Raw genomic sequence first — 23,145 nt, 5'->3', positions numbered from 1 at the left:
GCGATCGTCGGGAACGAATCGCGAACGACCCCGAATGTTTGGGTGATAGCCGGTGGGTTTACCGCTTCAGCGGCGATGAGCTCGCCGGGCGCCGGGGCTGTTCGGGGGATGGCGTTATCCCCCGGACACGTTCACCGTGCTCTGAACTTGCGGGGAAAACAGATCTTAGGGTGAACGGAACTTTAACCGTTCATCAGAGAACGTATTTGTGACTAAATGCAGATACTCCCGTGAAACCCGGCCTTAAGTAGCCAGGTTTCAGACGGGCAAACTTAATCTTCGAAGTACCAGTACCCCTGGTTAATCAGCGCCGTCAGCTGCCGGATAAATTCGTCATCCGCAACGGCTGCACCCAGTTCCGTTTTTGTCAGCCGGGTATAGCGGCACATGGCCACGGCGGCGGCCTGATGGGTGACGTCCAGCGGCTCGCTATTCACAAAGAAATGCTCGCCAACCTGCAGCACGCGAAGCCCGCTCAGGCGAATCAGCTCTTCTCCGTCAACCAGCGCAGCGGCGACTTCTTCCGGCTGATAAGGCGGCTCGGCGGAGGCGATATCCAGCTCGTGGCGCGGCGTGGTCACAAAGCTGCCGAACCATTGATTGAACGCTTCCGGCTGGCTAATCAACGCCGTCATCATGCTGCGCAGGCGTTCCAGCTCGTCGTTTTCTACTTTGCCTGGGTTTGCCCGGCAGGTGAGGTCCGGGTCGCTGTAGTGATCGCCCCCGAGATCGTTTTCCAGCACGTAATCCGCAAAGCTGCTGATTAAATCGCGGCTGTTTGGCCCGCGGAAGCCAACCGAATAGTTGAGAGCCGTTTCATGAGTAAAACCGTCGTGCGGGAAGCCCGGCGGAATGTAGAGGATGTCGCCCGGGGCTAAATCTTCGTCGATGATGGGCGTAAACGGCTCAACGTGCAGCAGCGCCGGATGCGGGCAAAACTGCTTGAGCGGCAGCTTATCGCCTACGCGCCAGCGGCGGCTGCCCATACCCTGAATAATAAAGACGTCATAGTTATCAATATGCGGGCCAACGCCGCCGCCCGGCACGGAAAACGAGATCATCAGGTCGTCCAGGCGCCAGTCCGGCAATACGCGGAAAGGGCGTACCAGTGCGGCAGCCGGTTCGTGCCAGTGGTTAACGGCCTGCGCCAGCAGAGACCAGCCGCTGTCACCAAGATTATCAAAGTGTTCAAACGGCCCATTGCTGGCATGCCATTTACCCTCTTTAAAACTGACCAGTCTGCTGTCGACTTCGTTCTCCATCGCCAGACCAGCAAGCTCGTCGGGCGTAATCGGGTCGACAAAATTAGGCAGCGCGTTTTTGAGTACTACCGGCTTTTTCTGCCAGTAAGTTTCCATAAACTCTGGCCAGTTAAAATTGAGTTGATAATCCACGGTTATTTACCCCTATGCGGAAGGAGGCTGATTATAAAGAGCGGCTGCTTAAACTGACCTTGTCATGGGTCAATCTGCCGTGACATTCCTGCCTTTTCCTTCCTCGTAAAATACCGGCGCTATCGGTTTTTTCTGATTTTATTTTGCCACTGGAGGATGCTGCAGGCCGTGCTATTGCTGGTTTTTTCAGGTTTTACACGCGGTTAGGAAAATTTCGCCCGGAACCGAAGCTGATTTTTCGCCACCCACTAAACGGAGAACGTGTGTGACTGTTAAGGGGTAACAGAATGGGATTGGGAATATCGGCTTTTATCAAGCCTGGGCGCGCGATCCGCGACCAGGACATCGCTCACTTACAGCAGGGGCGCTCGCAGCCCTCATCGATTAAACAGGGTAAGGCTCCCCCCACGCAAACCGCGTCCGGGTCACTGCTCACAGAATCCGCCTCCCAGCCCACGCCCGGCGGGTTTAGGCAGGGGACAGCGACGGCTCAAACTTTGCAAAAAGGGATGTTTAGCCGCTTTATAGGGCGGCATCGCGGTGGGCAAGAGGGTACGCCCACCGCGGTTCCCGTCACTGAAAATGCTTCAAGGGTGAGTAGCCCAAGCCTCTACAGCCAGCCCAGCGCCGGGAGCGTTTATAGCCAGCCTGACGTTTCCGAGCTTCACGCCATTCCCAGCAATGTGGTGGGGACGCCCGGAAGCCATTTTGCCGAGCTGGCGTCGGAGACTGAGCCTGAAAAAAACATGCTGCTGGAAACCCGGCTGTCGCTCGATAAAAAGGGGCGTCTTGAGATTGATACCCCGGCAACGTCAGCCCCCCTGCACGCATTGATGAAAGAAACCATCGGCCACGATCGCCTACGTTACCAAAACCACCTCGCCAGCGATGACGGTCATCAGCATGTTTTACTGGATAAAGAAGGGCGACTGATGACCCTGCGCAGCCAGCCCGGTGCCTTTATCGCCCTTAGCCACAGCCAGCAGAAAGTAGAATGGCAGGAGGTGCCGCCGCACAAGGGTTTTATGCGCCGCCAAAGCGTGGATCCGGCCGGGCAGCGTCTCTCCTGGCACGATCGTCAGACGGTAGACATCGGCGGTGAGAAAGTGCGCCTGCCCGAAACCAGCGTGCGTGACCGCCTTACCGATAGCGTCACCGACGGCGACGGCACGCGCTACCGGCTGTACGATAAAAAACTCTACAGCTTTGACAGCGCCGCCAACGCCTGGCAACCGCTCTCCGGCGAAGACGATAAGCTTTCTTCCCTGTCGCGCCAGAGCGACGGCATGCTATGGCGAGTGAACGACGACAAGCAGCTTGGCAGCGCCGTCGGCGAGACTATCAAGGTCAATTTCGATAACAAAATCGATCACTACGCGGTAGGCCCGAAGCGCGATGCCCTGGTGCTGATGAGCGACGATGAGAAGACGCCTCAGGTTGCCTGGGTGGCCAATCTGGCGGCGGACGACCCTCAGCCCAAAACGCTGACGCTGCCCGAAAACATGACGCTGAAAAAAACGGCGCTGCATGGCCCGCTGTTGTTCGCGCTGGACAATAATGGCCGCCTGCACTGCGGCGATAAACCTAACGAGCAGAGCACGGCGTTAAGTTTTGGTGAAGCAAGGCATAAACCGCTGCTTGATAACATTACGCAATACGTCACCGCGACCGTCGGCGATGAGGCGCGCGTCGAAGATATGCTGGCGGATGAAACCGACCGCCTGCATCTTATCGTCAAAGATAAATACGATCAGAAACATGCCATCACCTTCCACTGGCACGGCGGCGACCTCAAGCCGCAAAGCAGCTGGAACCTTAGCGACAGTATGGTGCTGGACTACCAGAAAGGCCTGCCGCAGGTCACCCCTGCCGCCCACGATGTGGTTGATCTCGGACGGTTGGGAAAACTGGCTTTGCATGACGGTAAAGTCCATTACTTCAATGAAACCACTGGCCTGTGGAGCGCCTCGGATGAAAAAGCCGATAAGCTTCAGTGTGGCCTGGATGGCCAGCCGTGGCTGATGAAAGACGGCGAATTAAAGCGTCTTAAGGTTAACCTGAGCAGCAACAAGGTTGATCACGGTAGCAACGTATTTGCCCTGCCGCAGGTAACCAAAAGCGTCAGCGTAGATCTGGCCACGGCCGGACTGAACAAAGCCGAGAAGGCGCAGGCGTTTACGGTTATCGACAGCCGACGCTACCTGGCGGTGAACGAAAAAGGGGATATCGGTTTCCACCACATAGACACGACGACCCGCCGCAATCAGAACGCTACCCAGACCTTAAGCCAGGCGGCACTTCGGGAGCAGATCGAGAAGCTGGTGCCGGGCAGTACGGGCAAAGAAGAGGCTTCGAAAATCAGCGACCTTGCCCTCGGAGAAGACAAACAGCTATGGCTGTTAAGCAAAGAAGGCGGGCTGTTCAGCCTGCCGGAAAAAAACTGGAACAGCGGAAAAGTCGACGGGCTGACGAAGGCCGTTTTACCCGCGAATGAAGACGGCAGCCAGCCGGAGCTCAGCGCGCTGCAAACCTCTGCCAAAGGGAAAATCAGCGCGCAGGACAAGCAGGGCAATACGTTTCTCTTCAGGGCCGGAGCCTGGGAGAAAGGCGAGCCGGCCGCGGCAAAGGTTGATGAACCAAACATGGCTCGCCAGAACTATGAGCGCCTAACGAAGGCCTCAAAAGACTGGCGTTTACCGGGTACCGGTATCACCTTTAAACGTGAAGTTAATTTCCTCGGACAGACCGGGCAGGACGGCAAACAGGTTCGCACCTCATTCCGCACCCGACTTAGCACCTTTGCTTTCCGCCCGTCGCTTGAGTGGCCGCGCCCGCTAAAAACTGCCGTCTATTCAATGCAGCACCGCTACGCCGGACGCGAGGGGCTGAAAGATGTTTACCAGCAGCAGGGAGAGTTGACCCACCGGCTGAAGGCCCTCGCTCAGCAACCTGCCAGGAATGCGCCGCGCCCGGGATTAAGCCAGCGCCTCGATATCATGAGCGGCGAGGCGGCGCGACAGTGGCAGCCGCAGGAAAAAGCGCTGCTGGAGGAGATGGGCAGTTTTGCGCGCCAGCTCTCTGACAGTAGCACCCATTACTGCGAGCAGATTGGCCAGCATTATGGCGTGCGCGACGAGCGGCGACAGACCGCCACGCCTTCACGCTTCGGGCTGAACCATGGCAACAGTGGAGTGCTGAACCCGTCAAGCAGTCGCCAGGACAACCTCACCGGGCAGTTGAACGATATCCTGCGCCGCTATCCTGCCGACAAAAGCAACCATGCGGGGGCGATTCTTGCCGAGCTGGAAGCCCGGCAGATAACCCTCAATCACCAAAAAGAACAGGTGCCGTTGGGGCGTCAGCGCGACATACACGATGACATCGGGCTGGTGAAATCCAGGGTGATGCTGGACGTACTGACGCTGAAATCTCTGCATGACTCTGTCGATGAGCTGCAGCAGGCGTCGCTGCTAAGCGAGCCAGAACGTTCGGCCAAAATGACGGAAATTGCCGCCAGTGTGGCCCGCCTGCGGGACAGCGACTGGGGCGGGAACGTGATTAAAACCGTCACCACCCAGGGCTTCGGCAACCACAAAGCGCTCGAGGCCAACTACGACGCCATCAAAGCCATGACCAAAGCGTTCAGCAAGGAAAACCACGGCGTCAACATCAACACCAAAACCGTAATGCAGGCGGAAAGCCAGCGTGAGATGCAGGACAAAATGGTGGCGACCGTGCTGTCGCTGGAGAGCGGAGAAAACCTTTCGTTTAGCCGCACCTATGGGGCCTCGGCTACCGCAACGGTTACGCCGGGTACCCAGGTTATTGCGGGCGTTGGCGGCAAAGTGGGGGCTGACCGCGGCTATACGATGAGCTTTTCCCGTGGCGATACGGGGATTAACGTTAGCTTCGGGCGAACGGGGGCCGTGTCGGCAACCGGCATCGTTGGCGCGGGCTACAACGTGCTCACCGACTACAACAAAACCCATAAAACATACCTGGACGGCGACCACAAGCACCCGCTGTCTCAGGGCGTGCGTCTTGGCGGCGGCGTGACGCTGGGCGGACAGCTTCAGTCCCAGCACGGCGTCTCGTTTGAACTGGCGGAGCACGAGATCCCCGGCTTTATCGAGCAGCTGAGCAGCGGCACGCTGGATCCGCTGGAGTTCTTGAACCGTGGCGCAAACCATAGCGTGAAGAGCGGGGCGACCCAGAGCTTCAGCGTGGACATTAACGCCGCGGCGCTGGCGAGCGTGGGCTTCCCGTTTACCGACAGCCACGAGAAAGACTTCCCCACCAGCGCACGCCTGGGCGGCGGCGTGTATGCCAACACCAACCTGTTGGCGGGCAGCCGCGAGCGCACGGAGTCCCGTAATGCCGAGGGGCAGGGCGTCAGCCACAGTGACCATCGCTTAAGGGCGTTTAACCAGATGAACGCCGGGGCCAACATTGCGATTCCGGTCAGCACCACGATTCAGCCGAAGCACAAAGATCCCTTCACGGTGGGCGTCGGTGTCGGGGCGAGCGTGCAGCTGTCGATCAACAACCGAACGACGCACAGTCTTACCGTTGATTTAAAAAATGCCCAGCCGGTGGAGGGGGTTCACCTGGAAAAGCTGATGACCACGCTGGGCAAACAGTTTACCGACAGCGCCTCCACGCAGCTGCTGACCAGGCTGAAAGAGGAGCCAAAAGAAGGAGAGCTGCCGGTTTCCGTTGCCGATAAGCTGAGCCAGCTGGACGCCCATTTCACCCGCTGGTATCCGCCGGTCGATAACGTAAAGGCGCGCCGCCCGCTGCTCGATACGCTGGAGCAGCTGACCAAACGCCAGCAGCAGGCCGACTCGCTTTCCGTGCAAAACACGCTGCCGGAGCCGAGCAACGCCGAGGTCGATGCGCTGATTGACGGGCTGCGTGCTGAATTTACCGATCTCGCCAGCCGCAAATTGCTGAGCGAACTCACGCCTGCGGAAGATGCTCCACGTCTGCCAATGTCGGCGGCTGAACGGCTTGGCAAGCTGGAGAGCCACTTTGCTCGTTTTATTCCTCAGTCACGCCACCACGAGCTGACGGGCAACGGTCCGCAGGCGGCCCTGCAGTCGCTGCAGCAAACTGTACGCCAGCAAAACGCAGTACTTAACCAGCAACAGCTGGTGAATAAGGCGGAATACCAGTCTACGTACAAAAACCTGTCGCGCATCGACAGCAACAGCCTGTTTCACTTTGTGCGCCACTTCATGGAAGGGGAATTTTCGCCGAGCAACGCCGACCGCATTACCCAAATGATGGGCGAGGATTATCGGCTCAAAGCGCTGCTGCGCGGGCTGCAGGATAACAGTAGCTCACAGGCTGTTGTGTCACTTGAGCTGAAAACCAAACCGCGTGAAAAACTGGCCGATCAGTGGGCAAACCACACGGTCACCCAGGACTCGATTGTTGACCTGCTAAAAGACCGCGACAAGCTGCGCCTGAAGTCGATAGCGTTCACCAAGACGCAAAGTAAATCTGACGGATTCTCCACACCGTCATTTTTACTCGGTGGCTCCAACGGCGTGTCGCTGTCGATGAATGAAAACCTGGGCACGATCAACTTCAGCTACGGGGACGACGACAGCGCGCCGCTCAGCTACACGGTAGACGGCGGCGTGGCTCAGGCAGAAAAAGAGGTGAAGTCGGCGCTACGAGACGCCGCCGACGCAGGCTTTATGATGAAAGGAGGGTAAGGAAATGGCGATGCAACAACAGCTTCAACAGTGGCTTGATGCCTGGGGACGACAACAGAAGATCTCGCTGCGCCTGGAAGAGGGCATCTGCCTGCTGATGGACGCACAGCAGCAAGAGGTGGCAGTCATTGAACTGCCGCCGGAGAGCAGCGCGGTGGTGCTGCATTGTCGGGTTGGGGGGCTGAGCGGGCAGGATGCGGCGCTGCTGCCAAACCTGCTGGCGATGAACTTTGAAATGAACGCCATGCGCGGCTGCTGGCTGGCGCTGGACGGGGAAAATGCAATTCGCCTGTGTACCCAATGTGAAATGTCTGCCCTGGACGCGGAGCGGTTTGCGCGCTGGTTAAGCGCCTTCATCGGCCAGAGCGGCGAGGTCAGAGAGTTTCTCACCGAGCTGCCGTCGCTGCTGGAGGCTGCTGCGCCGCGTTAATATCTATGGCAAGGGATAAGCCGGGAAACCTCCCTTTGCCGATCGTTTGAGGGTCTATTGACCGATTCGTGGCCAGGATAAAAATGGGTTCATGCCCGGCATGAGCCCATTTTAAAATGGAACGCTCAGAGTGAAATAACAGAGCCACTGATTCAAAACCAACCTAAAAATCAATGAACCAAATTCAAAGCCCCATCCTCGATCATCGTTAACCCACCGTCCAACGAGCGAACAAACCTCGGTGCTTTTAAATCTTCTGCCAGCACCACGATCAGATCATACAGCAGCCCGGTCATCTGCTGTCTTTGCTCCGGGGATTCTTGCTGATTCAGCAGGACGATGGTTAGCGCCGCGCAGTACTCGCGGAGCGGTTCGGAGTCCGTTGCTATCGGGTTGTAATAAATGCTGGCTTCGCTCTCTTTGAGCGTCAGCTTCTCTATCAGGTGGTCCGGCAGCGGGGCTTTGAGCGCACTTTTTAAGACTTCCAGTCCGGCGAGCAGGCGGCCGCAGAGCGCCATGCGTTCCGTTTGATTCTTGTTTTCAAGTAAATGTTCGGCGTATTGCTCGCAAATATCCAGCACCTGGAAGAGATCCATCGCTGCGCCCTGCGGCTTTTCTAACAGGGTTGCGATATCGCCCGCAAACGCCGGGTCGTGGGGGGTGATTTCAGGGCGAGCCTGTGTGTTACTATCAGCGTTAGCCATAGCTGTTACCTCGTATAACGGTTGTGGTCAGCCCCCGTCTGGTGTCTCACCATCATTCGGGGGCGCTTCTTTTCTGGCCTTGATTGGCCTCATCTGTTTTTCATCCCTCCGATCATACTGGATGGCTGCACAGTGATGTAGCTTAAAAATCAGGCAAAATGACAAACTTCGAGGCGGATCGCAGGAAATGATGAAACGCTTGGGGGAATTGCAAAAAGGCACCATCGAATCGCTACCTGATAAATAAATCTGCTCACGAATATGTAACTCCTCTCTTTACTAATGGCATTTTAAAATATCTGAATATGCCTTATTACAGTATAAATGCCACTGAATACAGCGCGTCAGATAGACACCAGAGCCATCCATTAACATCTGATTTAAAAGATAATTAATTACATCAAGATTTAGGGTGTCGCTCCAAAAAATAACGTAATTATAATGTACAAAAGCCGTAAATATAAATTAAGACAATACGTTATCTGAACACGTAAAAATAAAATCCTTTTGATTCAAATGATATATCGGCTAATATCTCGCCCGAAAATAAACATGCTTAAAATATGGAATTACGCACGAGCAAGATCGTGCCGGATACATCTGCAGGGACTGGAGAGCGCACTGATGGGGGCAATGGGATTTTATCTGCGAGTGGGTGACGCCACGACTTGCGGAGGAAAGATACTGACAGGGGATGAGACGCTCAGCTGGTATGGCGTGGCTGGCGCGCTTGAAGGCGATCTCGTCACGTGCGGCAAGCATCCGGGAACATATATAATTCTGGGGGGAACATCCGATACATGGGATGAGGGGCGCAGGTTTGCAGGCACGCTGGACAGCTTCAGTTCCTGCCCGTGTCGGGCAAGGTTTATTCAGTCCATTCCGGACGGTTATATCAGGGACGACACGCCGGAAGAGCGGGCAGAAAAAGAACGTTTGTCCGCGCTTATACGACAAAAGGAAATGGAAAAAAAATCAGGAAGAAGCGGCAAAGGTGCTGGCAGAAGAACGGGATCGTAACCGGGTATTTGCCAAATCCTGCCTGAGAGAAGATGGCTGCAATAACGCCGGGACGGAGCCTGAACCCCATACCAATTTTCCCCGGATGGCATTTTACCAGGCCTTACCTACGGAAGATCCATCGGACGAGAATGATGTCCCCCAACATGCCCAGGCCGCGAAGAAAAAGAACGCCGCAGAAGAGATCCCGAAGCCGAAGAAGCGCAGCGCCCTGTATAAATGGTGGCACGGCAACCATGAGGAAATGGATTATCAGGCCGCCAGGGCTGCAGCCGCGAGTGCCGCCCACGCACAAATGGCGGTGGAAGGTGCCAGCGTCCTTGGTCTGATTGGCGGCAGTGTAATTACGTCGGGCACCTGGGCGATAAAACTGGGGGAAATGGCGGCCGGGCTTGGAAGAGTTGCCACGAGCGGCCCCGGAGCCCCCATCGCCGCCGTGCTGGTGGGGATGATGCCCGGCAGGCTGAATGACGGGGAGCAGGACTTTATCGACCGCATGCGGCTGGAGCAGATGCGGGAGGCTCCCAGCCGTGTGCGCTATACGTGGGAAACCGACAGCCAGGGTCAGTCGGTGCCGCATGGCTGGCACACGCCGCCGGGTAAAGATGCGGTGCGTGTGCGTAAAATGGCGTGGGACAACAGCCGGAGAGCGTACACCTTCACCACGGAAGAAGATCCGCGTATAACGATTATCTGGACGCCGGACAGTTCAGGCGTGAATGCGCCGTCCAATACCGGGAACCAGACCCCGGTCAGGATCCCGAATCCGGTTATCGTTGATCCGCTGCCGGAAGAGACACGTCTGGAGGCAACAACCAGCCCGGCACCGGAAGAGAAGACGTTTGCGGATTATATTCTTATCCTGCCGCTGCCGAATATTCCGCCGATTTATGTTTATCTTAGTAAGCCGCCGGTGGAGTTTCTTGAAGTTGGTTTATATAGCGATTTTGAAGGTAGATCACGACAAGGTGAACTGGAAGTTGATCACATACCATCGGCTGCGGCAGTTAAAGCATACTATAAGCGTTTGCATCCGGAACTAACGCCAAAGGAGTTGAGAAAACTGTCAAAAAGGGTTGCAGCGATAGGAGTCCCTATAGAAGTTCACCGAAATAACAGTGAAACATATGCAGGGCGAAATACAGCAGAAAAAATTAATGATCAAAGCTATGATCTTCGTAAGGCTGCTGATGAAAATTTTAACTTTGAAAAATCAGCACTTAAAGAACATGGTGCAACAGAAGAACAATTGGAAGAAGCAAGGGCTAAATTACATCAGATAAATGAAAGTGTGGGGTTATATACAAGATGACAATAAATATTGAGTTACTTATAAGAAGCATTGGTAAAACCTATCAAGATATTTATGATGCAGGTCTTATTCCATATAAAACAAAGCCTAGAGGTGATTCCGGTGACTCTGTAATTGAATTGGATATGGTTAAGGAATGTGTTTATTTGGCCTTTTATCGATCATCAAGGAAGCTATTTTGTATAACACTTACAATTCTTGATGATGAGAAGCCGTTGCTACATTTTCCGAATGAGTTGCCTTCTCCGTTACAGAAGGATATGGGGCTTAGTTGGATGCATGAGCAGTTTGGGTTGCCAGATAAAATAGTTTCACCTAAGTTAATTGGTGGCCTTAATTTTGGAATGAAAGAACTCTACACGCTAGAAGGATTTCATATTCCACTATCTATGCAGGTTACTTATACAGAAAAAAATCAAGTTGAATCACTGACGTTTATGCCAACATCAGAAGTTCACTGGTAATTCCTAAGTTTTTGGCCTCGTTAAGAGGCCGGTAATATTAATGGTATTTTGTTTGCTATTTGATGGGAAAATATACGATGGTGGGTTTAACGTATCAAGTTTATGGAGAGATGACTTGCAACCACTGTTTTCCCATCAGATTGACTTCGAAAGTATGATTATCAGTTGGAATTTCGATATATTTAATTCATCCCGCGCTCAGTCATAACTGATAGGACATATCTCGAACATTAATTTTTTGTAAGGCAATATTATTTTTTCTATAACATGAGGGTTGAAAATTGAATGGTTTACTAATGGACTTGAAAAAAGAATTTGAAAAGTTGCCATGTGATATAAATGTTCCTGAGGAAATTGAAAGACTATACCAATGGATAGAGCAAAATGGCCTTATTGAAACCCCTAAAGGTATGGTGGGAGATCCTACTATCTATCATTATGGAAGGATTAGTCCAGATTATGAGATTAATCCAGATATCACGTTTACAACATCAGGTCAGAAAGGGATTAATTATTGGTTTGATCTTGAGGAAATTACAGATGAAATATCATCGAGGCTTGTTTCATTTGCAGAGAGTGGTTTTGATGGATCTCAACTTGCCTTTTGGCTTGATGATAATAAGGAACTTAGGGTTGTTCACATGGGATCAGGTTCTGGCTCGATGCTATGCTGTGTTATCGCTAATAATGCAAAGGAATTTTTATCATTACTTTCCATCGGATATGGACAATTAGGTGATGTTTATGATTTTTCATCTTCACCTGAAGAAATGGATAAACATGTGAAGATAAATCATTCATTTGTTGACTGGTTGGATGGTTCATTTGGGATAAAAAGACCACGTGATGCCTCTGGGATAATAAAAGGAAAAGCTAAGATCGGTGATGAAAACACAAAGGATTTATTTTGTCTATGGTGTAATAAGCAGTTTAAAAATTAATGAATTTTAGTGATGCGGGGAAGTTTTTACCCTATTCAAGTTTTACAACAGTTCTGCCAGCAAAAAGTCATACCCAATAAAACAGCTTTAATAAATCGCTCATGCTTTCTCCTGGAAGAATTTTTCTCTGACGAGATAGCCCCAACTTGCCGAGCTTTTATCCTTTAGCAGCCTCGTTGCTGGCAAACAGATCCTCTTCACGCCGCGTGGGCTGCTGCTTTTGCAGCACCTTATAAATCCGCTGAACGTCATCGGCATAGCGGCTTCGAAGCTGTTGGCGCTTTTCCGACGGGCCGGTGTTGTACATGCCGACGGTATTCCACGAGCGGCCGTACTGGCGGAACAGCCCGTGCAAAACCCACGCGCCGGTGGCGATGCAGGTGCACGGGTCGTGCAGCAGGTTTTCACGCGTGACGCCCAACTGCTTAAGCCGCCCAAAATGCACGCTGTTCACCTGCATCATGCACACGTCTTCGGTGTGGTTCGAGTTGGCGGCGTTCACCGAAGAAAGGGTAAACTTCGACTCTTTCCAGGCGATGGCCTCCAGCAAGGCGGGGGAAATCCCGAAGGCGTGCCCGACGCGGGTAAAGCACTCGGCCTGCGCCACGGCAGGAAGGCTAAGAAGTAAAAGGCCCCATCGCCACGATGTAGTCTGCATAGATGTGTCTCTTTTGATTGTCACAGGCAATGTGTGGCGAAATGCGCGCCCAGGTTCCCATTTTTTGCCACATAAGGAACTCTTTAACTCCGCTTCTCACTCAGTTGAACATGCCGGACGCGGGCAAAACCGGGCGTCATTGCAAGGTTAGGCGGCGGCCGGTGATTGCTACTGGGTATCACTTAGGGGAGTGTGTTGTATGCAGATATCATCAGGACCGGGCGGGTTCTCACCTCTTTTGCCGGAAAATCATTTTCCTGGCCTGGACGGGGCGTCACCTGACTCACAAAACGGCGGGAGCAACATTACCGCCAAACTGCTGCTGAATAATGGCGGGAACACTCTGGCTATTCCGCTGGCGCTGAACTTTGCCAATACGGGCGCGGCCGATAAGCCGTCGGCAATCAACTTTGGCGCTTCGCCAACGGGCAATAACAGCCCGGCCAGTAACCCGGCTAACGCTTCGCAAAGCGACGGCAGCGGTTCCGCCGACGGCATGATGCAGGAGCTTCAGCAGATGCTGCAGCAGTTCCTGAAAGAGTTGATGCAGCTCTTCCACATGAATACCGGGCAAAGTAAGGGCGACGACGACTCCTCTTCACCGACGAGCGGTATTGGTTCTGGCTCGGGGTCCGGCATGGGCAGCAGCGGTAGCGATGGAGCCGGAGATGCTGGCCGCCCGCTGAACAACCTCGCAGCAGCACCTTCTGGCGGGCCATCTGGTGCGTCCGGGCCGTCTGCGGATAGCCTGAGTCCGGGTGATACCAGCCTGAAAACCAGCGATCCTACGCTGCAAAAAATCGTCTCCCAGTTTGGCGGAGAATATGAAAAAGCCTCCGCTGAAACCGGCGTTCCGGCCAAGCTGCTGGCCGCGCTGACCATGCAGGAGTCGGGCGGGGATGTGAACGCGAAGTCGACCAACCCTGGCAACGGGCTGACCGACAGCGGCATGAACCAGATCAACCCGGACACCTACCGTGCGATGCAGAGCAAATATCCGGATAAGCTGGGCAGTGACATGAACTCGCCGGCCAACCAGATCATGTGTTCGGCGCTGATGCTTAAAGAAGGCAAAGAGAAATTTGGCAGCTATGATGCCGCCCTGCGCGCCTATAACTCCGGCGACAATCAGGTGAATCTGCACAACCTGTCCAGCGTCTCGTTGGGCGATCCGAATTACGTGAATGAAGTGAACAGCCACATGGCGAAATTCGCCTGATAGCGGGCGTTTATTTTTGCTCTCTTCTTTACAAAAAGGCCTAATTTAGCGGCCGTTTCTTCGATAAGAAGCGGCTGCTTTTTTTAGTTACAAAGCAGTTTATTTCTTTGACAGGCTAAATTGGCGTGATTAATGGCAGCAAGTACGACCAGGAATGTTCCCAATTAAACATAAATACTAAAAGTAAAATATATTTCAAAAAGAAATAGGTGTGTCTGTTGTGGGTTCTTATTGTAAATAATCGTAAATATATATTATTGGTCTGGCCGATTGTGAGGAAATTCTGTCGGAGGATCCATCTCACAATTTGCGTCTGTCAGAAAAAACTTCATTTTTTCCTCTGTCGGTGAATAATAAACAATGTTTTTTCTTTTTTTAATAAATTTATTCATAAAAATCATTTTGTTATATTTTATTTGATAACTTTTGATTCTTTTTAATACATTTAGATACACCTTGCAAAATCCACATTTTTTTTCAGCGTGGCTCACGGAATTAACCTCAGGAAGCATTGTCTCTCGATAATTATGTGACGCAAAAAATAGCCTGCCATCCAGACATCGGAACAGTTAATTCTATATTCCACTGTAGGGATATTCCTACAGGTCGCTAAAATTTTGCCTGATTGTGAATCTTCGACTCGGTGATAGGTTATCGCTGCTTCTCATAAACAAAACTCATTAATTCAGCGGGCTGCCCTGGTGACTCACGGCAGCAGGCAGCAATCATTTTATGGTTCACGTTTATGGTTCATAAGTGGGACTCATACGCCAGACCTTGAATAAGCCAGGCAGCGGGGGATTTATGAAAGAAAACAGTTCGAATCATTGGGAGATAAAGCATATACCTGTCGATATCGACTTGAATATGCCACGGTCGGCAGCGGCGTTGCCCCCTTCTGAAAACGTGCACGACGGGCTGGATATCTGGCTGCAAACGTTAGCCCCTCTAAAGGTTGATTTGGTGCTGGAAGGCGAAACGGGCACCGGTAAAGACACCTTTGCCCGCCGTATCTACGAACATTCCGGCTGTCGGGGCGCCTTTGTGCCGATTAACTGCGCGGCCATTCCCGAAACGCTGGCTGAAAGCGAATTGTTTGGCGTGACGGCCGGGGCCTACACCGGCGCCACCCACTCTCGTGCAGGTTATATTGAAAGCGCAAACAATGGGGTGCTGTTTCTTGATGAAATTGACAGCATGTCGCTGAGCCTGCAGGCCAAGTTACTCCGGGTATTAGAAACCCGAACCATCGGGCGCCTGGGGAGCACTCAGTCCATTGCCCTCAATTTGCGGGTGATCGTGGCCTCACAAAAGCCGCTCGCCCAGTTAATGGAGCAAAAACTGTTCCGCCAGGATCTCTTCTTTCGTCTGACGACGGTAAAAATTTCACTTCCGGCGCTGCGCGAACGCGTTGAATGCATTATTCCGTTGTTTCGCCGTTTTGCCCAGGAGTCGGCGATTCGGCTGAACCGCACGCTGCCGCCGATGCCGCAAAACCTGAGCGAAGCGTTGTTGATGCACCGTTGGCCGGGGAATATCCGTGAACTGAAGGGGGCGGCGGAACGCTTTGTGCTGGGGTTACCGGCGCTGGGGCAGATGGGGCATCCGGAGATGCGTTCCGTGCGCCTGCGTGAACGGCTACGGCGTATTGAATACAGCCTGATAGAAGACTGTCTGTCACGGCATGAAAATCGGGTAGTCAGCGCCGCACATGAATTAGGTATTCCAAGGCGAACGCTTTATCAACGAATTAAGTCACTGACAGAGAAGGAAAATTAATTTTTCGTTTTTTGGGAACTGCCGTTTACGCCGCGCCACTTAATCCGTGAATGACACAACATTTGCTGTTTAATTAACGAGGAGTAAACATCATGCCATCAGTCAATACCGGTAACAACGCAGGCGCAAGCAGCAGTCTGGCAGATAGTTTCCAGTCACAAATGGACTCTATCGAAAACAAATCGATGCAGGACTCGCTGGACAAAGCGGAACGTGACCGTAAGAACGCCTACGTTTCTGGCTACCAGAACTCCGCCACCACCATGATCAGTTCTCTGGCACAGAACAAAATTTCCTTCTGATGACTATCAGGGATTCACCGCAGCGTGAATCCCTGATCTCTTTTTCTGCTGGCGGAATCTCTCATATGCACATTCTTAATCCTGCAACAGGTATGCCTTTGCCAGAACCCGATTCTCTGGGCGTTTCACCCGCCCCAGTCGCTCAGTCAGAGCTACCTTCCGGCAGCAGCATGGCGAACCAAAGCGACGCCGCTTTCTTTTCTGCCGCGCTTGAGCAGCCTGAAGCGCTCTCTGCGATGGGCGGTATTGGCGGGAAGCCTGCCGCGATGTTTGAAAAAGCCTCCGGCATGTTTAAGCAAATGGAAGGCGATCAGAAACAGATGAATAACGTGCTGCGTAAAGCCGCGCGATCTACCGATCCGCTGGTGCTCAACCAGGTGGATGACCAGCTCTCTAACTATTACCTGGAGAGCATGATGAACGCCAAAATCGTCTCGAAGAGCATTTCGGGGCTCGATAAACTGACCAACCTGCAGTAATCCATCATGCAACGACGCTGGCGAAAAATCCTGCAGCCCTGGCTGCTGGTCCTGCTGCTGGCAGGCTGCGACTCGCAGGTCATTCTGAATACCGGTCTGACTGAAAACGATGCCAATGACATCATTTCTGAACTGTCGAAATACAAGATTGAAGCCGACAAGCAAATTGATAAAACCGGCGTCACCGTGCTGGTGGCTCAGGACAATATCGAGCGCTCCGTTCGCATTCTCAACGCCAACGGGCTGCCGCACAAAGCGCGCACCAACCTGGGCGAGGTTTTCCAGAAAAACGGCATTATTTCCAGCCCGCTTGAGGAACGCGCCCGCTATATCTATGCGCTTTCCCAGGAGCTGGAGTCCACGCTTTCGCAAATTGACGGCGTCGTAGTGGCGAGGGTTAACGTCGTTCTGCCCGAGCGCGTCGCGCCCGGCGAGCCGGTTCAACCCGCGTCGGCTTCGGTCTTCATTAAATATACGCAGGACATGGATCCCGACAGCATTGAGCCCAGGATCCGGCGGTTGGTTGCGGCGAGCATTCCGGGGCTTTCGGGGAAGAATGACGGCGCGTTGTCCGTGGTGTTTGTGCCTGCGGCCACCTATCACGACCGCATTGAGCTGGTGACGTTGGGGCCTTTCCAACTGACGCTTTCGCAGTATGCCACGGTAAGAACGCTGTTCTTCTCGCTGATCGGCCTGCTGTTACTGTTAGGCAGCATCTTTACGCTCGTGCCGAAATTAAAGGCGATGAAGCGCGGTAAAAACACGGGCTCAACCGAACTGGCCGTTGTGCCCTCAGAGCGGCGGTAACGCGCGTGGCCTCGCTTGATAAAGGCTGGCTTAGCTGGTGGCTGGAGGGGTTCTGGCAACAGGCTGACGCCAGCTGGCATGGACTTCCCTGGTTCCAGCTGGACGAACCGCGACGTCTGAGCTTGATACGCCAATCGCCGCAGGCCTTGTCGGCCATGCTGGGACTGGCGGAATGCCTGCCAGATAGCCCCGACGCGCGGCTGTTAGCGCTGATTTCTCTTTTCCCGCACCAGCGCGCAAGACTTTTTGTGCTGGTGGCGGAGGTGTGTCAACCGGGCAGGGCAGCTGGAGGAGCCGCAGCGCATCTGGTGCGAACGACTTACGCGTGGCTTGCGTCCCGGCGTCTGGCTGCCCTCAACCCTCAGTTTCCGCGGTGAATCTGACTTCGCGGTGCTCTATCTGCTTCGCCCGCTTTTTACGCCAGTGGCCTGGCAGCGTCTGCGATTCAGTTTTCCTCAGCCGGACGTTGAGCTTTGCGAAGGGGCGTTTCCGAACGACCCCACGCCGCCGTTAAACCGGCTGCAGGCTTTATGGGAAGGCGCGCTCTGGCAGGCTCAGCAGTACCAGACATCAGCGCCGAATGATTCTTCATGGGAGCAATAAAGCATGTGGATTGGCCGTAAAGTTGCCTTAGAGGATGATGCGCCCATTATCGAAGGCGTTCTGCTTCCGCAGTCCGTATTGCAGGAGCAACAGCAGGCAAGGAGCCTGGTGGAGCAAGCAACCCTGAGAAGCGAAGCCTTGCTGGCGGAAGCCCGTCAGCAGGCTGAGAGAGCGATCGCTGAAGCACAGGACGAAGCCGGGCGGCTCGTCATCGCGCGCGTTGAAGACGCTGAACGTGATTTCTGGCAGCGGGCCGAAATCTTTTTTAGCGAATGGCAGGCGGAGCGGGACGCGCAGAGCTCGGCGGTTGTCAGCCAGGCACAGGCGCTGATTAATGCAGCATTTGAGCAGCTGTTTGGCGGCCTGAGCGAGCAGCAAAAACTCAATGCGCTGCTGACCCAGCTACAGGGGGCAAGCGCGCGTGCTACGGACGTGACCCTCTATCATCCCTCACAGCATGAAGCGCCGCTGGCAAGCTGGCTGGCCGCGCATCCTCAGCTTGGCTGGACGCGCTGCGTCGACGATGCGCTGGCGGCAGAAACGCTGCTGCTGCAAACCGCGCAGGGCGAATTCAGCATCAGCTGGGCTTCACTTCAGCAGCATTTGCTGCGCCTCACCACCTAAGTTGTCGCCAACTCAGCCGCCGCAAAGTTAATTTTCCCGCGGCGGGAACCTCTGCTTTTCTACCGCCACTTATCATGCGATTTCAACGCGAGGAGAAACGTATGAGCAATTCCTTTGATATTCAGCGCAATCTCGACAGCCAGCTGTCTCGTCTGCACCACTCGGTTGCCGAGCTGGCGCAGAGCACGCTTGGGCAGCCTGCGCCGAGCATGGGCGACATGGTGGAATTTAAAAACGCCCTGATGAAAGAGGCGGCGGCGACCTTTACCGACAGCCAATTGGGGTCGCTCAAGCATAGCCTGAGCAAGGAGATTATCGACTCTATCAACTAGTTATGCCGTCAACGGCTTATTGATAAGCCGTTCAGACGACTAATTGAGCTCTGTTAATAGAAGAACTACCTGACTGCTTGTTAAAAAAAATCAGGAAAATCAATTCATTGATTTTCGGCTGCTCACCACAAAGAGGGAAAAACCATGCTTTTTTCCTCTTTGTCAGCAACCTCAACGGCTTATTCGTATCCGTAAGCCGTTGTTTAACGCAGTTTGTATCCCTGACGGCCACCTAATTCTGCCGTCGCTTACAGGAGAATGAGTCGTTGAATCAGCCCGTACGTTTACTACGCTCAGCCATGTTTGCCCTGGCCGCTACCGCCGGTTGCTATAGCGCAGCCGTCAGCGCTCAAACGCCCGCCGACTGGCAAAATGGCGCCTACGCCTACTCTGCACAGGGCACGCCGTTGCGCACCGTATTGCAGGATTTCGCCAGCAGCCACGGCGTGAATCTGCGCTTAGGTGACGTGCCAGACAGCGTGGTGGATGGGCGTCTGCGCTCCGACAGCGGCGTGGCCTTCCTTGACCGCCTGGCGCTGCAGTACCGCTTCCAGTGGTTCGTCTATAACGGCTCGTTGTTCGTCAGCCCGCAGTCGGCAGAAACCTCAAAACGTATCAGCGTTTCGGCGGATGCCGCGCCGGATCTCAAGCAGGCGCTGCGTGACGTCGGGCTGCTGGAAGACAAATTCGGCTACGGCGAACTGCCGGACGACGGCGTCGTGATTGTCACCGGGCCACCGGAGTACGTCGCGCTGGTGGCGGACTTTAGCGCCAAAGACAAAGATAAGAAGCAAAACAAAGAGATGATGGCGTTCCCGCTTAAGTACGCTTCGGTCGCCGATCGCGAAATCAAATACCGCGAGAAAACGCTGCTGGTACCCGGCGTGGCCAGCATCCTCAACGAGTTATTGGGCAAGAAAGGTACGCGTTCGTCGCAGGGGATCGTGCCCGGCGGCGAAGGCTCTTCCCGTGAAGCGCTGAATAAGTCATTCCAGGAGCAGTCGGACAACATTCTCTCCGGACTTATCCAGGGCCAGGACAGCCGCATCCGCGGCGCAGGCGGCGATGACGACGGCGAAATGAACCCGCTGGTTTCTGCCGACGTCCGTAACAACGCCCTGCTGGTCCGGGACGATCCTAAGCGCCGCGACCAGTATCAGGCGCTGATCTCGCAGATCGACGTTCCGCAAAAATTGGTGGAAATCGACGCCATGATTATTGATGTCGATCGCCACGCATTTTCGAAATTCTCCAGCAACCTCAGCGGCACGTTCGGCAATATCACCGCCGGTTCCTCGATGTTGCAGGGCGCGGGCACGCTATTTGTGACCGACTACAGCCGCTTCTTTGCCCAGATTCAGGCGATGGAAGGGGAGGGCAACGCTTCCATCGTCGCCAACCCTTCTATCCTGACGCTTGAGAACCAGCCGGCGGTTATCGACATGAGCGACACCGCCTTTATTACCGCCACCGGCGAGCGCGTGGCGACCATTGAACCCGTCACCGCCGGAACCAGCCTGCAGGTTGTTCCCCGCGCCATCGGCAACGGGCCCACCAGCACGGTGCAGTTAGTGGTGGATGTGGAAGACGGCAAGGTGCAGGTTAACGATGACGGCGTGGCCACCGGGGCGAAGCGTGCCACCGTCAGCACTCAGGCACTGGTTCAGCAGAACGGTTCGCTGGTGATGGGCGGGTTCCATTCCCGTGAAACCGGCGACACCGACCACCGTATTCCGTTGCTGGGCGACATCCCTTACCTGGGGAAATTCTTCTCCTACACCAGCCATGAAACCTCCCAGCGCGAGCGCCTGTTCATTATTACGCCTCATCTGGTGGGGGACCAGGTAGACCCGACGCGCTATATCGACGAGCAGGATCGCCAGCAGCTCTCTACGGCGATGAATGAAGTGCAGCTCCGCCAGCGTTACAGCTCGATGAAAGGCGATATCGAAAACGCCATGCGGGACCTTGCGGAGGACAAAGTGCCCACCGGTTTCCTGGCGGGCGGGGAAGGCGTGGGGATTGGTCAACTGTGTAACGTGGGGCCAGGGCTTTCATCTGACAGTTCCCACAGCCAGTGGTACAGCAATGCTTCGGTACAGATAAGCGTAGGGCTGATCCGCAATGTCAGCGGCAAGCCGCAGCGGTTTGATGAGTCCAGCTGCCGCGATGATGACGTGCTGGCGGTCGCCGCGTGGCCGGGCAGTAATCTTGCTCCTGGGCAAGCGGCTGAGGTTTATATCGCCTACCGCACGCGGGGAGAAGGGCGTCGCAGCCGCCAGTCGCTGCTGTCTACCGCGTCGTCGCTGCCGGTTAATTCATCAAGGTCGCGTAGCTATTTGCTGCCGCCGCGTCCCGTACTTCGCTAAGGAGCGACTATGAAACTCTCCATTTTGTTACTGCTGGCGTTTGTCCTTAGCGGGTGTGCCACGCGCAATGACAACGGCTGCGATAGCACGGCGTGTCGGCCGCTATCGGACAGCCATCACCTGACCATCTGGTGGCCGGGCGATATGCGTAACGGCGTGCAGGACTATTCGCAGATGCCCGTGCGCTGAGAGTGATAGCGGGGGCGCGTGTTTCCGCGTCCGCATCGTAAAAAGTCATTTTTTTCCTGACGTTATACAGTTTTTTGGAACCGAAGCCGGTTTCTTTTCACTTAACAGGCGTCTTAATACTGCGAACCAGCAGGGCTGGTCGCCTGTATCAACCCCGAAGTCATGTTGAGGTAATCTAATGAGTACGATTGGAAATATGTTGAATCTGGCCACTGCATTACCGCAGATGGCGCTGAATGCTACCCCGGAAGGGATGGCCGCTAACCTGCTGAAGAACGTTGGCGATCAGATGGTGCACGACATTGCATCCAGACTGACCAACCTGCTGTTCTCCGGCGGCATGAACGGTAACAATAACAATACCTTTATGTCTCCGCAGAGTCAGGGCGGTGCGAGCATGGGGAATACGCTGGCGGCGAGCAACATGCAGCAGATGCTCCAGCAGGTGCTCCAGCAGATGGGCGTGAACGCCCAGAACAGTCCGTTCAACAGCCAGGCGGGTGCAGGCAACATGAACGCGTTCAACAGCGGCATGAGCAACGGCCTGCAGTCACCGTCTACCGGTATTGGCCTGGTCCAGCTGCCGCTGTCTACCACTGGCGCCAACAGCGCCAACAGCTTTAACCAACTCGGCAACAGCATGGGCAGCCAGTTAGGCAGCAAAATGGGCCTGCAGGCGTTGGATGACGTGAAATCCGACACCAGCGGCCTGAGCGCCATGTTGGGCGGCGGCGGTAAAGTTGACGGCGGCTCTAAAGAAACCCGCGCTGAAATCGGTAAATTTATGGATCAGCACCCGGAAATCTACGGCAAACCGCAGAGCGCGGGTGCCGGTATGCCGGGCCTGGTTCACATCGGTAAAGGCCCATCCAGCTGGGAAGATGCGCTGAAAAACAGCAAACCGCTGAGCGGCGACTCGCTGAAAGCCTTCCAGTCGGCGAAAAACGATCTGAAAACTTCGATGGTGGGCGGCTCTATCCCAGGTTCCGCGACGGCGCCGGGTAATGGCTCTTCCAGCCTGCTGGTGAACGCCGATGCCCAACTGTTTAACGGCAACATCATCAAAGATGCCTTGAAGCACCACCACGGCGCGCTGCTGAACCTGGCTTCCGCCGCGCTGGCCTGAGTGATTGTGCTGTAGTCCACAGATGTTCTTTTTGATGTGTGGCGCAGGATAACGGCGTCACACGCCATTTCGCCAGACTCTTCTTCGCCCTCTATTTGGCCGGCTTTCTGCGTTAATCGCGTGGATACCGGTCTTTTTTTGTCTTGATCATGCTCGCGCATTACGAGTGCAGAAAAATTATTCGACTCTCACTTTAAGAGCTGTCTCTTAGTCACAAATACCCGCGATTATGCAGGGTCTGCTGAGGTTCCGTTCACTTCCAATTCGGTTTCATATGTTACCACCGCATCGGTGAACGTCTCAGGGGAATCACCGTCATTCCCCTGAGAACCCGGACTCCCGGCCAAATAAATCGCCGCAAGCGGTAAACCTCCGTTTTATCTCCCAGTCTTGGGTCGGCTGAGATGCGTTCCCGACGCTCTCAGCCTCCGGCCGTTCCCGACGTCCGGACCCTGGCCAGTCGGAGAGAAAACCGAGGCGATTTAAGCCGGAACCGAGCCTCGCTTCAAACCCGCAGCTACACAGAACGTCACAGTCGCTTCAAGACCCACAGCCACGCCCTTGTCCCCGGCTCTCATCGCCCCCGGTTATGACCCAACTCAGGCGGGGTTGAGCTGCCGGGAGCAGCGAAAGAGAGCGATCGTCGGGAACGAATCGCGAACGACCCCGA

The 23,145-nt window shown here is 54.5% G+C and carries 19 protein-coding genes and 1 pseudogene; 17 read left to right on the top strand and 3 right to left on the bottom strand.

All coding sequences use genetic code 11. The annotated features are described in order from the left end of the window. Nucleotides 1-272: 272 nt before the first annotated feature. Nucleotides 273-1,394 (bottom strand): cupin domain-containing protein, encoded by a 1,122-nt coding sequence (locus VGM55_RS00115; RefSeq protein WP_331634200.1) that lies wholly within the window; start codon nt 1,392-1,394, stop codon nt 273-275. A 287-nt stretch (nt 1,395-1,681) separates the two neighbouring features. Between VGM55_RS00115 and VGM55_RS00110 the strand changes: the two genes are divergently transcribed. Further along, nucleotides 1,682-7,117, top strand: coding sequence for an AvrE-family type 3 secretion system effector (locus tag VGM55_RS00110; protein ID WP_331634199.1), 5,436 nt, complete (start codon nt 1,682-1,684; stop codon nt 7,115-7,117). A 4-nt stretch (nt 7,118-7,121) separates the two neighbouring features. After that, a complete protein-coding gene (locus VGM55_RS00105; RefSeq protein ID WP_331634198.1) occupies nt 7,122-7,547 on the top strand; it encodes a type III secretion system chaperone in 426 nt (141 codons plus the stop codon). A gap of 170 nt (nt 7,548-7,717) precedes the next feature. Here VGM55_RS00105 and VGM55_RS00100 read toward each other — a convergent pair whose 3' ends face one another. Then, nucleotides 7,718-8,251, bottom strand: a complete 534-nt coding sequence (locus VGM55_RS00100; RefSeq protein ID WP_331634197.1) for a hypothetical protein — start codon at nt 8,249-8,251, stop codon at nt 7,718-7,720. A 516-nt stretch (nt 8,252-8,767) separates the two neighbouring features. Here VGM55_RS00100 and VGM55_RS00095 point away from each other — a divergent pair. From VGM55_RS00095 to VGM55_RS00080, 4 genes and pseudogenes are all read left to right on the top strand, one after another. Beyond that, nucleotides 8,768-9,019, top strand: a pseudogene (locus tag VGM55_RS00095) (PAAR domain-containing protein); the annotation flags it as partial. Nucleotides 9,020-9,071: 52 nt separating this feature from the next. Further along, a complete protein-coding gene (locus tag VGM55_RS00090; protein ID WP_331634196.1) occupies nt 9,072-10,583 on the top strand; it encodes an S-type pyocin domain-containing protein in 1,512 nt (503 codons plus the stop codon). Next, nucleotides 10,580-11,047: a DUF6392 family protein gene (locus VGM55_RS00085; RefSeq protein ID WP_331634195.1), complete on the top strand. Its 468-nt coding sequence runs from the start codon at nt 10,580-10,582 to the stop codon at nt 11,045-11,047. Before VGM55_RS00090 ends, VGM55_RS00085 begins: the two co-directional genes overlap by 4 nt. A gap of 296 nt (nt 11,048-11,343) precedes the next feature. Next, on the top strand, nt 11,344-11,988 hold the full coding sequence (locus VGM55_RS00080; RefSeq protein WP_331634194.1) for a hypothetical protein: 645 nt from the start codon (nt 11,344-11,346) through the stop codon (nt 11,986-11,988). 157 nt (nt 11,989-12,145) lie between these two features. Here VGM55_RS00080 and VGM55_RS00075 read toward each other — a convergent pair whose 3' ends face one another. Then, nucleotides 12,146-12,646: a lytic transglycosylase domain-containing protein gene (locus tag VGM55_RS00075; RefSeq protein ID WP_331634193.1), complete on the bottom strand. Its 501-nt coding sequence runs from the start codon at nt 12,644-12,646 to the stop codon at nt 12,146-12,148. A gap of 199 nt (nt 12,647-12,845) precedes the next feature. Here VGM55_RS00075 and VGM55_RS00070 point away from each other — a divergent pair, with 199 nt between their 5' ends. From VGM55_RS00070 to VGM55_RS00020, 11 genes are all read left to right on the top strand, one after another. Further along, nucleotides 12,846-13,865 carry a lytic transglycosylase domain-containing protein gene (locus VGM55_RS00070; RefSeq protein ID WP_331634192.1) on the top strand — a complete coding sequence of 340 codons (1,020 nt, stop codon included), beginning with the start codon at nt 12,846-12,848 and terminating at the stop codon, nt 13,863-13,865. 804 nt (nt 13,866-14,669) lie between these two features. Continuing rightward, nucleotides 14,670-15,644 carry a sigma 54-interacting transcriptional regulator gene (locus VGM55_RS00065; RefSeq protein ID WP_154185091.1) on the top strand — a complete coding sequence of 325 codons (975 nt, stop codon included), beginning with the start codon at nt 14,670-14,672 and terminating at the stop codon, nt 15,642-15,644. 92 nt (nt 15,645-15,736) lie between these two features. Then, a complete protein-coding gene (locus VGM55_RS00060) occupies nt 15,737-15,946 on the top strand; it encodes a hypothetical protein (RefSeq protein WP_045783363.1) in 210 nt (69 codons plus the stop codon). A gap of 92 nt (nt 15,947-16,038) precedes the next feature. Further along, entirely contained in the window at nt 16,039-16,425 is a 387-nt protein-coding gene (locus VGM55_RS00055; protein ID WP_331634201.1) for an EscI/YscI/HrpB family type III secretion system inner rod protein, read from the top strand. 6 nt (nt 16,426-16,431) lie between these two features. After that, nucleotides 16,432-17,232, top strand: a complete 801-nt coding sequence (gene sctJ, locus VGM55_RS00050) for a type III secretion system inner membrane ring lipoprotein SctJ (RefSeq protein ID WP_154185089.1) — start codon at nt 16,432-16,434, stop codon at nt 17,230-17,232. Nucleotides 17,233-17,562: 330 nt separating this feature from the next. Next, entirely contained in the window at nt 17,563-17,835 is a 273-nt protein-coding gene (locus VGM55_RS00045) for a hypothetical protein (RefSeq protein ID WP_331634191.1), read from the top strand. Between the two features lie 3 nt (nt 17,836-17,838). Beyond that, a complete protein-coding gene (sctL, locus tag VGM55_RS00040; RefSeq protein ID WP_331634190.1) occupies nt 17,839-18,459 on the top strand; it encodes a type III secretion system stator protein SctL in 621 nt (206 codons plus the stop codon). A gap of 101 nt (nt 18,460-18,560) precedes the next feature. Continuing rightward, nucleotides 18,561-18,791 (top strand): hypothetical protein, encoded by a 231-nt coding sequence (locus VGM55_RS00035; RefSeq protein WP_008460979.1) that lies wholly within the window; start codon nt 18,561-18,563, stop codon nt 18,789-18,791. A 299-nt stretch (nt 18,792-19,090) separates the two neighbouring features. Continuing rightward, the gene (sctC, locus tag VGM55_RS00030) at nt 19,091-21,160 is read left to right on the top strand and encodes a type III secretion system outer membrane ring subunit SctC (RefSeq protein ID WP_414648171.1); all 2,070 of its coding nucleotides are present in this window, start codon (nt 19,091-19,093) and stop codon (nt 21,158-21,160) included. A 9-nt stretch (nt 21,161-21,169) separates the two neighbouring features. Then, nucleotides 21,170-21,349 (top strand): HrpT family type III secretion system protein, encoded by a 180-nt coding sequence (gene hrpT / locus VGM55_RS00025; RefSeq protein WP_154185087.1) that lies wholly within the window; start codon nt 21,170-21,172, stop codon nt 21,347-21,349. 178 nt (nt 21,350-21,527) lie between these two features. Beyond that, entirely contained in the window at nt 21,528-22,475 is a 948-nt protein-coding gene (locus tag VGM55_RS00020) for a type III secretion protein (protein WP_154185086.1), read from the top strand. The last annotated feature ends 670 nt before the right edge of the window (nt 22,476-23,145 follow it).

This window comes from Cedecea sp. (assembly GCF_036500665.1).
Classification (GTDB): Bacteria; Pseudomonadota; Gammaproteobacteria; order Enterobacterales; family Enterobacteriaceae; genus Cedecea.
The sequence above is the reverse complement of the archived record's forward strand: the minus strand, read 5'-3'. Positions and strand labels throughout refer to the sequence as shown.

Coding starts and splice junctions, on each gene's coding strand:
- VGM55_RS00110 (WP_331634199.1), top strand. CDS start 1,682: ATGGGATTGGGAATATCGGCTTTTATCAAGCCTGGGCGCGCGATCCGC.
- VGM55_RS00105 (WP_331634198.1), top strand. CDS start 7,122: ATGGCGATGCAACAACAGCTTCAACAGTGGCTTGATGCCTGGGGACGA.
- VGM55_RS00100 (WP_331634197.1), bottom strand. CDS start 8,251: ATGGCTAACGCTGATAGTAACACACAGGCTCGCCCTGAAATCACCCCC.
- VGM55_RS00085 (WP_331634195.1), top strand. CDS start 10,580: ATGACAATAAATATTGAGTTACTTATAAGAAGCATTGGTAAAACCTAT.
- VGM55_RS00080 (WP_331634194.1), top strand. CDS start 11,344: ATGGACTTGAAAAAAGAATTTGAAAAGTTGCCATGTGATATAAATGTT.
- VGM55_RS00075 (WP_331634193.1), bottom strand. CDS start 12,646: ATGCAGACTACATCGTGGCGATGGGGCCTTTTACTTCTTAGCCTTCCT.
- VGM55_RS00070 (WP_331634192.1), top strand. CDS start 12,846: ATGCAGATATCATCAGGACCGGGCGGGTTCTCACCTCTTTTGCCGGAA.
- VGM55_RS00065 (WP_154185091.1), top strand. CDS start 14,670: ATGAAAGAAAACAGTTCGAATCATTGGGAGATAAAGCATATACCTGTC.
- VGM55_RS00060 (WP_045783363.1), top strand. CDS start 15,737: ATGCCATCAGTCAATACCGGTAACAACGCAGGCGCAAGCAGCAGTCTG.
- VGM55_RS00055 (WP_331634201.1), top strand. CDS start 16,039: ATGCCTTTGCCAGAACCCGATTCTCTGGGCGTTTCACCCGCCCCAGTC.
- sctJ (WP_154185089.1), top strand. CDS start 16,432: ATGCAACGACGCTGGCGAAAAATCCTGCAGCCCTGGCTGCTGGTCCTG.
- sctL (WP_331634190.1), top strand. CDS start 17,839: ATGTGGATTGGCCGTAAAGTTGCCTTAGAGGATGATGCGCCCATTATC.
- VGM55_RS00035 (WP_008460979.1), top strand. CDS start 18,561: ATGAGCAATTCCTTTGATATTCAGCGCAATCTCGACAGCCAGCTGTCT.
- sctC (WP_414648171.1), top strand. CDS start 19,091: ATGTTTGCCCTGGCCGCTACCGCCGGTTGCTATAGCGCAGCCGTCAGC.
- hrpT (WP_154185087.1), top strand. CDS start 21,170: ATGAAACTCTCCATTTTGTTACTGCTGGCGTTTGTCCTTAGCGGGTGT.
- VGM55_RS00020 (WP_154185086.1), top strand. CDS start 21,528: ATGAGTACGATTGGAAATATGTTGAATCTGGCCACTGCATTACCGCAG.